The sequence below is a fragment of the Thalassospira sp. Z349TD_5 genome, from assembly GCF_056173045.1.
Window position 1 is genome coordinate 556,860 of sequence record NZ_CM149654.1, and the last position, 14,436, is coordinate 571,295.

The 14,436-nt window shown below is 54.0% G+C and carries 13 protein-coding genes; 6 read left to right on the forward strand and 7 right to left on the reverse strand.

What is annotated here, in order from left to right; all coding sequences use genetic code 11:
* Nucleotides 1-10: 10 nt before the first annotated feature.
* From AC0VXT_RS02570 to AC0VXT_RS02580, 3 genes are all read right to left on the reverse strand, one after another.
* Entirely contained in the window at nt 11-1,654 is a 1,644-nt protein-coding gene (locus AC0VXT_RS02570) for a cyclic peptide export ABC transporter (RefSeq protein WP_475547378.1), read from the reverse strand.
* A 1-nt stretch (nt 1,655) separates the two neighbouring features.
* On the reverse strand, nt 1,656-3,305 hold the full coding sequence (locus AC0VXT_RS02575; RefSeq protein ID WP_475547379.1) for a cyclic peptide export ABC transporter: 1,650 nt from the start codon (nt 3,303-3,305) through the stop codon (nt 1,656-1,658).
* Between the two features lie 111 nt (nt 3,306-3,416).
* The gene (locus tag AC0VXT_RS02580) at nt 3,417-4,502 is read right to left on the reverse strand and encodes a pyridoxal-phosphate dependent enzyme (RefSeq protein ID WP_475547380.1); all 1,086 of its coding nucleotides are present in this window, start codon (nt 4,500-4,502) and stop codon (nt 3,417-3,419) included.
* A 194-nt stretch (nt 4,503-4,696) separates the two neighbouring features.
* On the opposite strand from AC0VXT_RS02580, the gene AC0VXT_RS02585 reads away from it, so the two are divergent.
* Nucleotides 4,697-5,995, forward strand: a complete 1,299-nt coding sequence (locus AC0VXT_RS02585) for a TAXI family TRAP transporter solute-binding subunit (RefSeq protein WP_475547381.1) — start codon at nt 4,697-4,699, stop codon at nt 5,993-5,995.
* A gap of 6 nt (nt 5,996-6,001) precedes the next feature.
* Here the strand turns inward: AC0VXT_RS02585 and AC0VXT_RS02590 are convergent, their stop codons facing one another.
* Genes AC0VXT_RS02590 through AC0VXT_RS02605 form a run of 4 tightly spaced genes read right to left on the reverse strand, consistent with a single transcriptional unit; the run spans nt 6,002 to nt 10,480 of the window.
* A complete protein-coding gene (locus AC0VXT_RS02590; RefSeq protein WP_475547382.1) occupies nt 6,002-6,667 on the reverse strand; it encodes a hypothetical protein in 666 nt (221 codons plus the stop codon).
* Complete coding sequence (locus AC0VXT_RS02595) at nt 6,664-7,677, reverse strand: ABC transporter substrate-binding protein (RefSeq protein ID WP_475547383.1); 1,014 nt, start codon at nt 7,675-7,677, stop codon at nt 6,664-6,666. Before AC0VXT_RS02595 ends, AC0VXT_RS02590 begins: the two co-directional genes overlap by 4 nt.
* Complete coding sequence (locus tag AC0VXT_RS02600) at nt 7,674-9,698, reverse strand: MFS transporter (RefSeq protein WP_475547384.1); 2,025 nt, start codon at nt 9,696-9,698, stop codon at nt 7,674-7,676. Before AC0VXT_RS02600 ends, AC0VXT_RS02595 begins: the two co-directional genes overlap by 4 nt.
* Nucleotides 9,695-10,480 (reverse strand): hypothetical protein, encoded by a 786-nt coding sequence (locus tag AC0VXT_RS02605; protein WP_475547385.1) that lies wholly within the window; start codon nt 10,478-10,480, stop codon nt 9,695-9,697. The genes AC0VXT_RS02600 and AC0VXT_RS02605 overlap by 4 nt, the downstream gene beginning before the upstream one ends.
* Nucleotides 10,481-10,671: 191 nt before the next feature.
* On the opposite strand from AC0VXT_RS02605, the gene AC0VXT_RS02610 reads away from it, so the two are divergent.
* The 5 genes from AC0VXT_RS02610 (at nt 10,672) to AC0VXT_RS02630 (ending at nt 14,396) form a co-directional block, all read left to right on the forward strand.
* Nucleotides 10,672-11,178 carry a YcjF family protein gene (locus tag AC0VXT_RS02610; protein ID WP_101302854.1) on the forward strand — a complete coding sequence of 169 codons (507 nt, stop codon included), beginning with the start codon at nt 10,672-10,674 and terminating at the stop codon, nt 11,176-11,178.
* A 41-nt stretch (nt 11,179-11,219) separates the two neighbouring features.
* Nucleotides 11,220-11,417, forward strand: a complete 198-nt coding sequence (locus AC0VXT_RS02615; protein WP_022731487.1) for a hypothetical protein — start codon at nt 11,220-11,222, stop codon at nt 11,415-11,417.
* 46 nt (nt 11,418-11,463) lie between these two features.
* A complete protein-coding gene (locus tag AC0VXT_RS02620; RefSeq protein ID WP_475547386.1) occupies nt 11,464-12,822 on the forward strand; it encodes a prohibitin family protein in 1,359 nt (452 codons plus the stop codon).
* A 106-nt stretch (nt 12,823-12,928) separates the two neighbouring features.
* Nucleotides 12,929-13,492 (forward strand): YcjF family protein, encoded by a 564-nt coding sequence (locus AC0VXT_RS02625; protein WP_475547387.1) that lies wholly within the window; start codon nt 12,929-12,931, stop codon nt 13,490-13,492.
* A 127-nt stretch (nt 13,493-13,619) separates the two neighbouring features.
* Nucleotides 13,620-14,396 carry a 4'-phosphopantetheinyl transferase family protein gene (locus AC0VXT_RS02630; RefSeq protein WP_475547388.1) on the forward strand — a complete coding sequence of 259 codons (777 nt, stop codon included), beginning with the start codon at nt 13,620-13,622 and terminating at the stop codon, nt 14,394-14,396.
* Nucleotides 14,397-14,436: the final 40 nt, after the last annotated feature.

The window sequence follows — 14,436 nt, forward strand, 5'->3', positions numbered from 1 at the left end:
ACGTTCGGGCCTAGGTGCTACTGGTCTCGTCAAACTGCCCATCGCGGACATGATAGATGCGATCCGCAAGGTGGAACCATCTGTCATCATGGGTGACGCAAATCAGGATTTTTCCCTGTGTGCGCAGGTCGGGCAGAATTTTTTCATAGAAGACCGAACGGAAATGAGGGTCCTGATCGGCGGCCCATTCATCAAGCACGAGGACGGGTTTTTCTTCGAGAAGGGCGGTGATCAGGGCCAAGCGTTTGCGTTGGCCCTGCGACAGCGATGTTGTTGAAAAGGCGTTGTTTTCAAGCGTTACCTTATTGGCGATTTCCATCTGATTGAGCAGGGCGTTGACCTTATCCTCGTCAATCGGGTCAATGCCATAAAGGGCGTCAAAAAGATGGTAGCCCGCCAGGACCGAGGCAAACTGATCGCGGTAGTTCTGGAGCTGATCAATACCCAGAGGCGTGCCATTGACCGTAATTTCCCCGCTGTCAAAGGCGCGAAGACCGGTCAGAAGCGCAATCATGGTTGATTTTCCCGCCCCGTTGCCCCCGGTGATAAAGGTAATTTCACCCCGTTTGAAGCTGGCGTTCAGCGGGCCGACGGAAAACCCGCCAGTTGGGCCGGGGTAGGTAAAGCGCACATCGTTCAGCGCAATTTCCGTGATGTCGGTAAGCGGTGCGCGGGCGTCTTTGCTGTCGGTGGCATTGGCTTCGCGCTGGTGCTGTTTGCTGAGCGCATCACCGAGTTCTTCTTGCAGGCTGGTGATTTTGGCAAGGGCGGCTTCGCTGTCGTTAAAGGCCGGCAACGTCATGATGGTCGAGCCGATGGGGCCAAACAAAAACAGGGTGGCGGTGGTGGTTTGCACCGCGACGTCATGATAGTCGGATGTGAACATCGGCACGATGAAAACCATGGCCGCCATCATAATATAAAATGCAAGTTGCACGGCGGCGGTTTCACGGGTCCATTGTTGTTTGATGGTGGCCTTGGTGTCGCGGGTGCGTTCCGACCGGGTTTTGAGCCGCGACAGCAGGGTTTCACGGCGAAGACTGTTCATCTTCACTTCCTTAAAACCATCAAGCAGATCGGTCAGCCCGCCAAACAATTTGCCTTCGTCCTCGGCGGCTTCGCGGACAGCGGCATTAATGCGTTTGATGCGATACAGGTGAATGCTGACAGCCAATGCAGCAAGCACGGCGATCATGGCAAAGGCAAACAGCGACAACCACGCAAGATACAGGCTGACAAACACGATCAGAACCAGTTGCTGTATGCCGTTCATCAGCATCGGCAGGGTGTTTGATATGGTCTGCATTTCCTGGGTCATGGCGGCCTGTATCGGGCCCTGACCAACGGTTTCAAGCGTTTCGGGGGAGGATGTGCGGACTTCGTCAAACAGGGACAAGCGGAATTGATGCAGAATGCGTTCGACCTCGCCTGAGACAAGCGTGTCTGCGGTGTGCTGCGACCAGATGAAGCCGATCAATGACAGCGCCATCAAGGCCAGAAGGCGCGCGCTGATGGTGCCCTCTTCGGCCTGAGACGAGGCCATGTTGACGATGACCAGAACCATGGTGGTTGAGACCGCCGCCATGACGAGGAGGGCGACAACAGTGCGCATATTGATGTTCGCGCGCGTGCGCAGGACATTGAACAGCATCATGTCAGATCCTCCCGCGCGGGTCAGTGAGATCAAGCTCGCTCAGCTTGCCGGTATCAAGGTGCAATCGACGGTCGGCAACATCAAAATAATGATCGTCATGGGTGACGGCGATGATGGTCGTGCCGCGTTGTTTAAGTTCAGGCAGAATTTCGCGGTAGAACTTTTTGCGGAAATACGGGTCCTGATCGGCGGCCCATTCATCAAGCACAATGATCGGTCGATCTTCAAGAATGGCCGTGATCAGGGCCAAGCGTTTGCGTTGTCCAGCCGACAGGGCGATGGTGATAAACCGTCCATCGCGAATGCCGGTCACGTGGGCAAGCTCAAACCGTTCGATCCAGTATTGCGCATCCTCGGTGGTAATATCGGTTGTGCCAAACAGTTCCTCAAACAGATGAGAGTCTGAAAAAACGGTCGCGATCAGATTGCGGTAGGCCGACATGCTTTGCGGGCCAAGCTGGGTATTGTTGATGCTGACCTTGCCAGAAACAGGACGATACAGACCGGTCAGAAGCTTGATCAAGGTCGATTTGCCGGCCCCGTTGCCGCCCGTGATAAACAAAAGCTCACCGCGTTTGACGGATAAGTCAATCGGGCCCAATTCAAACCCGTGGCGCGGATCACGGTTGGGATAGGTGAAGACAACATTTTCAAAACTGACGTGATCAAAAGGATCGCTGAGCGGCATGCCGTCTTCGGCAATCGGTTCGCGAATGTCTTCGAGGTCCTTTGACAGTTGCATCATGCGAACGGCCGATCGTTCGGCCATGCCAAGAACCGACATTGACTGCACAATGATGCTGATCGGGCCGATCATGAACAGGACGGCAGTACTGATTTTGGCAACGTCGGCATCAAAACTGTCGGAATATACCGGAACAATAAAGACGATGATGGCCAGCAGGATATAGAAGGCCGAAATGCCCATGATCATCTGACGCGAAATCATGGTTTGGGCTTTTTTGCCGATCTCGGCCTTGTTGTCAGACGCATTGTCAAAGGCGACCTTGAAGGCGTCGCTGCGTTTGGACCACATCCGGACTTCCTTGATGCCCGCAAACAAATCGGACACCCGGTCAAACAGGATGGTTTCAACCTGATGAAGTTTGCCAAACCACATCGAAAGCGTTTTGCCCATCCGCAGATAGATCAGAATGCCGACCCCGACCACGACGACAATGATGAAAAACGCCAGCATCGACAGCCAGAACACATAGGCCATGACAGCAACCAGCAGCAGCAGGCTTCTAAAAGCCATGCCGATCATATGGGAGTTTTGCGAGATGTTCTGTGTGCTTTGGGTGATGCTGTCAAAAAGGCGGGACTGGCCGAAAATCTCAATCTGGGCAAAGTCGGCAACGGCGATTTGCGACAACAGCTTTTTGCGGACCCGGTCAATGCCGTTTTCGATTTGCCGGGCAATTGTGCTGATCAAAAATACTTCGGCAAGGAAGTAAACAACGGCCAGCACGATAAAGGTCGCGGCAAGCGCCCAGTTCACCTCGTCAATGCCGTTATCGGAGATTTCTTCGGCGGCCGTGTTGACGATACCAAGAAGTGCTGCGCTGCCGACACCCGAAAGTGCACCCGCAACGCCAAGCCGGATGACAAGGTTGTTATCGCCCCAAGATAACAATTCCAGCAACTTCATTTAGTTAACGGCCTCCAAAACAAACCCGGCGTTGATGGATCAACTGTAGCATGGCCTGATGAACTGTCCAGCGGCCCAAATATGTTTCGTGAAATATCCATCAAATACGCATCAAACATTTGGCTGAAGATACTGGTCGGGAATAGCACCTTCGCTGTTGATCACAAGCACGCGACTTTGGCTTGTGAGCGCAAAGCGGTCCCGTAGTTCGGGGTTTTGCGCTACATGCCACAACCCGGCAATACCCGATATCCCGGTGTCCCATGTATCAAGCGGTGGATCGTTGCGGACACCAAGTGTCATCTGGTCCTGTACGCGTTTGGCAATGGCATCGTTAATCACGATATTGCCAATGCAGACGTCTTGAAGAATTTCAAATGCCGACAGACTGGGACAACCACACGACAGCCCGACCATTCGGGTCAGAAGTTTTCCCGGCACACGCGTCAATGCACCGCGTTCGATGCTGGTTTTAACGCAGGCAGCGGTTTCAGGTTCGACAGAACAGACCACTGGCTTTTGCCCGGTTTCATGCCACATGCCAATCGCACAGCCCGCCGCCATGCCGCCGACCCCACATTGCAGAAAGATGCTGTCGAGGGTTTCATTTCGGGCACGAAGTTGACGGGCGCATTCGACACCCAGCACGGCGTAGCCCGCCATGATGTCGCGCGTCACATCCAGATCGCCACTGTAATCGGTGTCGGTGATCAGTAGGACATTCGATGCGGTTGCCGCGTCGCTGGCGGCAAGGACTGCATCATCATAGGTGCCATCGACATAAACCAGTTTCGCGCCATTATCGCGGATACGCCGCATGCGTGCCGGGTCAACGTCGCTTCCGACATAGATTTTTGCCGGGCAATTGAATTTCGTCGCCGCCCACGCAGTTGCAAGGCCGTGGTTGCCATCGGTGGCGGCGATGGCGGTATAGTCGCGGCATTGAGGACTTCCGGGTTCGATGCCGCGTTTAAGGAGTTGACGTTTCAGCCCATAGGGCGCGCCAAGGGCCTTAACCCCGCCAAGGCCAAACCGCTTGCTTTCATCCTTGATCCAGACCTTGCCAATGCCAAGCTCATTGGCCAAGCCCGGACATGACAGCAAGGGGCTTGGGCTGTAGTCCGGCCAGGACGAGATCAGATCAAAGGCCTGATAAACCTCGTCGCGTCCGGGGGTGAAGGCGTTTAAACCGGTCACTGCATGATCCTGAGTGGCAAGGGTGGCGTCTGAATATACATACTAATGGTTATGATAAGGGCTCTTTGGATCGTCAAATACAATTTGCTTAAGAATACAGGTTAAATGTCTGAGAAACTTTGCAATGCGCAAGATTGAATCTCGACGGTGCGCGATAAAATCCAGTACAGTAAAGCCTGTTGCGCAAACTGGTTGTGGTAGAATTGACCTTGTGGTTTTCATCGGACGGCCTGACTAAACCAATAAGATGGACGATTGTATCGCTGTATCTCGTTTGCGGGATGTCGGTTGCTGGTTTCGCGCAAGACGCGACAACGGCGGACTCTGCGCAGGCCAGTGCGCCCCAAACCGAGGCTTTTGATGTCGATCAGTATGATGCGGATGATATCAAGATCAGCGACAGTAACCCCGATATGGTTGATGGGTGGCTTTATAAACCCGATGCCATTCCCCTGTCGCAATATCGGCGCAAGGCGCGCGATCCTGACAGTCTGATTGCATTGTCGAACGCCACAGAAATTATGGGCGATGGCAAAAGCGAACGGTCCTATTACGCCGCGATCTATAGCGGCAGTACGAATGGCGTGTATTTTCAGGTGGCAGCGAAAATCTGCGACATGATTCGTCGCAGCTACAAACGTCATCGTGTTCATTGCGTCCCGCTTCGATCCCAGGGGGTTGGCAGCAATATTCAATTGATGAAAGAAGGCCGGGTCCAGCTGGCGATTGTGCAATCAAACAACAACTGGGAAGCTCAGGCTGGGGTCAATCCTATCCCGGGCGCGCGGTCTGTCATGTCATTGCATGACGAGATGGGGCTTTTGATTGTGCGTCAGGATTCCGGAATTGAAAGCATTGCGGATTTACGCGGCAAGCGGATTAATATTGGTCCGGAAGGGTCGGCATCACGCGAGTTGTGGCTGGAACTGCTGGGTCAATATGGCATCACGCTTGACGATATGGAAACGGTCTACAGCGTTGCGCAGGACTACAACCGGCTTGGTATTTGCGAAGATTATATTGATGCGTTTGGTCTTTGGATCGGGCATCCGGCATCCATCATTGAAGACAGCCTTTCCTGTGATGCCAAAGTGATTGGCATGGGCGGACCATTGACCCAGAAACTGGTTTCGGCAAACCATTATTTCTTTGATCAGGTCCTTCCGGCGAGGACGTATGACCGGCAGGAACAGGCAATTAACTCATATGGTTTCAAGGCGTCACTGATGGCCTATGAAGTGGCCGATCCGTATGTGGTGTACTGGGTGACCCGCATAATACACGAGAATATCGAACAGCTGAAAACCGAGTTTCCGACCTTTCGCAGTGTTATGGCCGATGACATGTATGAGAAGGGCAATTTCCTGCCGTTCCATAAAGGGGCGGCATGCTATTGGGAAACTGATCTGCATGCCTGCGACTGGCAGCAATTCTACAATGAGCCAGATAGCGTGTCAAAAGCAGCAAAAACGCCTTACACCTACATGCAGTGAAACCACCTACGTGCAGTCAAGCGGCAACCAGCCGATGTCTGGGGCGCTTTGCGAGGTGGCCTTACGAAAAGTCACGCCGACATAGCCGGACTTTAGCATGCGATGACAGTTTTCAAAATCTGTTGCCGGGCACCAATGGGTGATTTCATTGGTTTGGTGGGGCATTGGGTTTTTGCCGAGGTCAGCGCGCATCAAAAACCGATGGCCGCCATATTTTTCCTTCAGACCACGAATGATCATTCCGGCAGACAGAATGTTGATCAGGCTTGCGACATTGCCTGGTGCGACGGTGGTCAGTGCAATTTCACGTCCGGCAGTGCGTGCCGCGTTTAGACGATGACACGTCAATTTATATTGCCAATTCTGCCCACGACAATCGCGTCTGACCGCAACGCCGTCGATATGCGCCACCGATTTTAGTTGGTCGGGCGGTAAGCCGTGATCGGCTCCGAAATTAAGATCACCGGGGCGTGGTAACCCCAAGACGCCATAGGCAAGCAGGGTATCTTGATCAAGGATGCCAAATATCTGGCCGCAGTCAGACAGATGCTGCTGAAAAAAGATGTCTGTTTCACCGGCAACGAGTGTGGGGTCGGCATCGGCAAGCACATCGTGATGCAACGCAATGACGGCGGACAGATGGGTTTCATTCAGACGGGTAATTACAGTCATTTGATAATTTCAGCGTAATCAAGCAACGAAAGTGGTGGATAGAGTGCCAGCCTGCGCGCCGATGACAGCCGGATCAGATAAGAAAACCGGTCAAGTGTTTCAATGGGAATATCTGCCGGTGAGACGCCATTGATCAGGATGTCTTCGACCTTGCTTGCGGCTAACCGCCCGACAAGTTCATAGCGGCTGACCAAACCCAGCATTGCCTGCCCGTCGCGGACTTCAAGTTCCGTGGCACTAAAGACGGCCAGACCGTTATCAAAGCCCGCATCGGTCAGGGCGTCGCGGTACGTGCCAATAAAGTTGTCGGGTCCAATATAGAGGATATCCGCGCCGCGTTTGGCAAGGTCGGCAACGGCGGGCGCGATATCACTTGAGGACGGATCGCCGTTTTGGCCAAGCGGGGCGGCAAGGACGTCAAACCCCATTTCGGCCCCAAGTGCGGTCAGTTCTTCGACGTTGGAAACCGAGTTGTCTTCACCGTTATTATATACAACCCCCAGCTTGGTCATCGGGCGATACGCGCGGATGGCCTGAATTTGTGCAGGCAGCGGGGCAATGTGAGTTGCCCCGGTGATGTTGGGGCGCGATTGTCCGGGCGGGGCGGCAATGCCCGTTTTCCAAGGAGACGACACCATGACAAACACCACCGGAAGATCGGTGATGTTTTTATCGGGATCGACCTGATTATATTTGCCAACAACGTTGGATGTGATCCCGGTACCCCAGGTATAGACAAGATCAGGCGGGTTTTTGCGTAAGGTCGCGATGATGCCCGGGATGCGGGAAAGATCGCGTTCAACATCATAAATCTGAAGATCGACAGGAATGCCGCGGTCGGCAAAAAAGCCCCGAAAACCGTCTTCGACCCGTGTTTCGCCGCGCCAAAGGATCATTGCAATTTTCAACGGATCGGGGCTGTTGGTTTGCGCCAAAACACTGGTCGCGGAAAACGTGACGGCCAGCACAAGCACGGTGAGAATACGCAAAAAATTGATCAGATGGGTCATGGTGCGTCCTCCTGCACGGAGGGTTTGGTTTTTTGATCTTCGGGCACGTGACCGATCATGATTTCAAAGAAAATCACCGCAACCGCGGCAATCGCCCCGAAACACAAGACGGCCGCATCGGTGCCAACCCACAAGGTTAATCCGGCAGCCAGCAACGGTCCCAAGGCGCCGCCAAGCCGTTCTGCCAGTCGCAGAACGGCAAGCACCGGGCCCGATCCATGATCGCGGGTGAAATCAGCACTGATTTTCAGACTGGCAGAAAGTTGAGCCGGGATTGAGGTTGCCTGTGCCAAACCAAGCATGGCAACAGCGATGGCAAAGGTTGCATATTGCGGCATGAAGCCTGCCAGCAACAAGCCGGTTGCGGTTAGTCCGCCGCCAATGCCCACAGCCCGAATTTCATTTTGTTTGCTATCAGTCCAGCGCGCGACCCCCCAACCTGTCAGAAGAGCAACAAGACCATAGAGCATGATCACACGCCCAGTTTCGGCGGTGGTGGCACCTGATTGCAACAAGATCAAAGGGGTCAGGTAATAAAGAAACCCGCTGAGGATCAGTTTGGCCGGGACGGCGGCAAACAGGACCAAGACTTGTAGTCGTCGATTGCCCAGCATGGCCTTGAAGGCTTTGCGCGTGGGGACAGGGGGGGATGTTTTGCCACGTACTGTGTTGTCCATCAGGAAGAAGGCCAATGCAACCGCCAGACAGGCCATTGCGGCCCCGGCGACAAAGGTGATGGCGTCACCAAAGTGACCGGCAAAAATACCGCCAACCGCCGGGCCACAAATATCGGCAAGCATAATGCCGCTGACCATCATGGCCGTCCCCTGTGTGCGGTTGCTGTCATTGGTCGCATCGAGAACATAGGACTGACAGGCGACAAAGGTTGTGGCGTAGCCGATGCCCGATAATGCGCGCCACAGGATCAGATCCCAAAGACCGGTGGCAAAGGCCGTTCCGCACAGGCCAATGGTGGCAAGAAGGGCCCCGGCCAGATACATGCGCAACGATCCGATCCGTTCCTGAAACAGGCTGCAGAGTGGCATGGCGATGGCAACCATCAGAAGATGTGTTGCCATGACGATCCCCGCACCAAGCTGCCCATCGATGGTCGGTGCGGTAACCTGACTAAAGAACGCGGGCATGATCGGACGGGCGAGTTCTTCGGCCAGAACAAACATGAAGGCCAGCAAGCGCACGCCGATCAGTTTGACTTCGCGTTCCCGGTGCGGTCGGGTGCCGACCTTTTGCGCCGAGCGGCTGATCACGGTGTTGATATGTTCCATGAAACTGCCGATTTCATCGCGTGTTGACTGACCATGCAGGATTGTGAATTTACGTTCACGGACATTGGTTAAAACCCGTCGGGCAACCCGGGCGGGCAGGGCGACATTGACGGTCAGAACCAGTAAGACAAGTTCAAACGACAGTGCCAGCGTGATGATGAAAATGATCGCGATATCAAACAGATTGTCGGTGACCGGGCGCATCAGGGCGGCGCGGTCATGACCAATGACAATTGCCAGATCATTTTCGACATGATCGTTGTGGGCGTCATGGCCCAGCGTGACACGGGTGATGATGTTGGGGTGTGTGTCGGTGCCGGCATCACTGTCACTGGCAAGTGCCTGTTTGATCGCTTCACGCGCCATGCCGCCGACATGCAGCAGGTCCTGCCCGTGCACGATTGCAGCAAAGCTCAGGTCCGGGTCGCCAGATTGCAGTTGATGCACGACATCTTCGAACCCGACAATCGCGTCGAGCGGGATGCCAAGTTCCAAGGCATGTTCGATTTTTTCGGCCAGTGTTCTGGCTTCGATTTCGGCCTTTTCACGGATTTCCGATTGCAGGTCGGCACGCGCAAGATCGGCCGCGCGCCATGAAATCCCGATCAGCGCAACACATAGTGCCAAGGTGCTAAACAGCAGTAAAATCCAGATGGTGCCCTTTGGCACGATGCGGCGATGGGATGTTTTCGCCGCACCGGGCAGAGGAGATTTTGGTTTGGTGTTCTTGGTCATGTGGATTTCTCCACCGATGTATCGCGATCTGTCTGGGGATCATCATTTGGCAACTGATCGCGGATTTCGCGATACAGCGCGATCAGGTCCATCTCGCTTTCGGTAAGAACATCCTTGTCATGGGCGGTGCTGGTGCCGGCCTGACCAGCGAGTGCGCGTTCGATATCTTCGTGGAGTTCGGAAAATACCCGGTGGCGGCGACGCATTAAAACCACCAGAAGGCCCAGAACAGGAATGATGGCGAGCATCCCGATGGCGGCCGATTTCCACATTTCGGTAAAGGCGCTATCGAGTTTACGGAAATATTCACCGCTGTCGGCGGTAATTACCAGCATACCGGCACATTGGCCCAGACTATCGCGCAGGGGTGTCACGGCGATGACGCCCTGATCGGTAAAGCGAGTCCATGATGTTTTGTCCTGTGCGTCCGGCGGTGCTGCCGTGGTACCGGCACCTTGGGCGGTCTTGGTGGCCGTATCGGGAGCTGTCTGGGTGATGATCGTTCCCTGACAGTTTTGTACGGCGATGTGGGTGACTTCGCGCGACATGCCAAGGCGGCGATCCAGAATCGCACCAAGGTTTTCCATATTTTCCAGACGCAGCCCCAGATCAATCCCGGCCAGGAGGTCCTGACTGGTTTCGTTGCTGACGACGTTGATCCGCTGTGTGACCAAGGTTCTTAGCGTTTGATCAAAGCGCAGGTAGTTCAGCACGGTTGTCATGCCAAGTGCAGCTGCAAGCACGAGAAAAAGTGCAACACCGATCTTTGTTGCCAGGCTCACTGCAATGCTCCTGCGAAAGCGCGGAAAGGGCAATCCAACATTATGGTCCTTTGTGGCAGGCGTTTTATTCTTAAAAGGCTATCGTCGGTTGCCTAAGTGCTGCGGTCAAGTGCGTATAAGCCCCTGAATCGGTTTGCAGTGTGAAAATTTAGCGTTTATGCTTTAGGTACTTAACAAAACCGGGGGGTGATATGGGCAATGCACGGTTAGAACAGTTGAAGCGCAACAAGCAAAAGCGGCTTGCTGGCGGCATTGTTCGGCGTAATATGCTTTGGGCTGCTGGCACCGGCCTTATTCCCATTCCCGTTCTGGACTCGACCGCGGTGGTTGCCGTGCAGCTTAAAATGCTGGCGGAACTGAGCAGTCTTTATAATGTCGATTTTCGCAAGAGCAGTGGACAGGCTGTCATCGCGACGATGATGACCAGTATTACCGGTGGTGTTTTAGGAAAATCGTTTTTGGCGACGGGTATTTTTTCCGGGTTGTCCAAGGCCTTGCCGGTGCTTGGTACGTCCTTGAGCATTCTGACCATGCCGGGTTTCAATGCGGCATTTACCTATGCGCTGGGCCGTGTTTTTGTGATGCATTATGCGGCAGGCGGGACCTTGAAGGATTTCGATCCGAAACAGGCAGAGCCGTACTTTAAAGAAAAATTCAAAGAAGGCTTCACGGTCGTAAAAGACGCGAAAGCGGCATGATCGATCCAGCAGGGTAAACTCGGGCGTCGGAATCCAAAGTTATGCAATTAATGATTATCATACTTTATTTACTTGCCGCGATCGTTTGCGGTCTTTTGGGGCGTAAAACCTCGTTCGGGTTTCTTGGGCATTTCATCCTGGCGGTTGTGATTACGCCGATTGGGGACTTTTTGGTGCAGCTTGTCGCCCGTCCGTCGCGCGAAGTTCGTGAAAAAATCAAAGATATCGAAGACTACTGACGTGCAATCGACTTTTCAGAAAAAGCATACGAGAACGAGATAACGAATGGTTGATGGCACCACAATGTCCGCAAGCGGTCCCGATAGAGGGGACGACGACGACGGGCGTCCACGCGGGATTGCCGGGCGGATCGTTTATGGGTTGCAAAGTGTTGTAAAGCGCTATCAGACCAGTTTTCTGATCACGATTTTTTTCGTCCTGATTGGGATGATCGCGCTGGCGCCGCAGATCTTTATCACCATTCCGTCAGGGCATGTCGGGGTCATGTGGTATCGCTTCTTTGGCGGGACAGTTGTCGAACGGAGCTACGGCGAAGGCGTTCAGCTGATCTTCCCATGGGATAAAATGTTTATTTACGATGCACGTTTGCAAAATCAGGCGCGCGTCTATGACACCATTTCATCCAACGGTTTGTCGATGGAAGTCGACATTGCTGTGCGGTATCGCATTAACCGTGAAGCGGCCGGGATGCTGCATAAACTTGTGGGACCAGATTACCCGGAAGTCCTTGTTTACCCGGAAATCGGATCGCATGCGCGTGAGTTGATTTCACGTTACACCCCTGAACAACTTTATACCGAAACGCGTGCGTTCATTCAGGCGGAGATCCTTGAACGGATGGTCAATCAGCTTGGCTCATCCCTGGTTAATCAGAGCTTTCAGGGAAGGCTTGTGACGGTTGAGGATGTTTTGATCCGGTCGGTTAAACTGCCACAGCGTGTTGCCGATGCGATTGAACGCAAGGCCGAACAGTATCAGGCGATGCTGGAATATGATTTCCGTCTGGCACGCGAAGAAAAAGAAAAGCAGCGTAAGAAGATCGAGGCCGAAGGTATCCGTGAATTCCAGGATATTGTCGCCAAAACGATTACCGAGGAATATCTGCGTCTGCGCGGGATTGAAGCGACCATGTCGCTGGCGACATCACGCAACAGCAAGACGATTATTATCGGGGGCCGAGACGGGCTTCCGGTGATTTTGAATACAGCCGATGCGCCGGGGACGTCGCGGGAGTCTGAGGAACCCGGTGCCGAATTGACCGGGGATCGGCAGGAAACATTGCCAGCGGCGAATGATTTTAACGCACGCGGTACTGAAATCTCGCCGCAGAATGCCATTTCACCGGGGCTTCGTGACCCTGATGGCACGGGGCCGTCATCAAGCCAGGCCAAGCCCAAAAATCCGAATGCCCCAGGCGGCCAGCCGACACCGGCGATGAAGCCAGACGCACCGAAAGCCGGTTCGGCAACACCAGATGTTGAAGAAGCAACCGCACCGGGCACGATGCAAAAGGTGATGGAGTCCATCGCCCCGGTTTACGATCCAAGTGGATCACGTGCCGAGGCACCGGCCGGACGCGAGCCCGCAGCCGTGCCGGAAATGAAGTCGGACTTAAAACAGTAACAACTTCTGTTTGTTGCGATAAACCGTAAGTTGGGTTAAGCTGCGGATAAATTAGGTATTCGTTTTGTAACCTTGCCAGCCAACAGATAATTGCAAAGAGGCCATGATGAGCGAAGCAGATAAAGTCGACGAGACTGAAGAAGTTGCTGTAGAAGAAGAAGCTGAGCTCCGCGCTGTCGTGCGTGGGTGCATTCATCGCCATGCTGCCTATGCGGCGGTTGGTGGGCTTGTTCCAATTCCTTTCCTTGAGATGGCAGCAAGCAGCACCATCCAGCTTCGCATGGTTGCGAAACTGTGTGATGCGTATGGTGTGCCGTTCTCGGAAAATGCGATCAAAAGTTCGATCGCAACACTGGTGGCAACGGTATTGCCGGTTACGGGGGTCGGCTATGCGACGGCACGCCTGATCCGTCGTGTTCCGGTTGTCGGGACGATCTTTGGTGTTGTGGCGATGCCGACCTTTGCCGCGGCCTGCACCTATGGGCTGGGGCGTGTCTTTGCATGGCACTTTGCCAAGGGCGGGACGATTGCCGATTTTGACGCGGATGAAGCATCTGAAAAATTCAAGGACGAGTTTGCCGAAGGCAAGCGCAAAGCGTCGGAATTTGTTAAGGGCGGCAGTAAGACGACAGCAAAACCTGCTGGTAATGCGTTAACAGCCAAAGCGTAATCGGGTTTTCGGACCAGATTACCGATATCTTTTCAGGAATGCCCAAAGCATGCTTTGGGCATTCCTTTTGTTTGTGGGGCAGGGTACTTTGCCCCATCTACCCGTCCCGCTATGATGAGGCCGCGACGTGACTGCGTCTGATGCCGTGAAACTGCAATCGTTTGACCTGCTGCGCCCGACACAGTCGGGCAGCTTTGACGCGGATAAAATCCTGCGTGCGACGCTGGCGGTGGTTGACCTTGACGTGCTGACGCCAGAAGACCGCGCGGAACTGATCACGTCATCTTTTCACATGCGCGAAACAGATCGGCTCGAAACTTTTAAACATGCCCGTCGCCGCGATAGCTTTGTGGCAGGTCGGTTGGCGGCCAAGCTGGCGTTACACCAACACTGTCCGGATTTAGATCCATCCGATGTTTCGGTGGAAAACGGCGTATTTGATCAACCAATAATGATCAGTGAAAGAAAAGAGTGCGATATTGCGCAGCTGGGCGTATCAATTTCACATTCGCAAAGCTATGGCGCGGCACTGATTTTTCATCGCGCCCATCCGATGGGGATTGATGTTGATGTGCCGTCACAAGAGGATGTTGGGCCCGTACTTGCGGGGCTTGACCCGAAAACCCGTGCGCAGTGTGACGGGTTAGCCTTATCCGATTTGCAGATGGCCAGTTTGCTTTGGGTGGCGCGGGAAAGTCTGGCAAAGACATTGACGACCGCGATGATGAGCCCGCTTACGCTTTATACCCCATCAGACATCACGCAGAAGGGCACGTGTTTCATACTGCGATATGAAAATTTTGGTCAGTATCAAACACATGTCTGGCCAGGGGCAAAAGGCTGGCTTGCCCTGACCATGCCTGCCCGGACCGAGTTTGAAGGTGCGGGTCCAAGCTTGCGGTAAGTTCCCGGTAATACAGGTACTTTGAACAAGGGTGCTACGC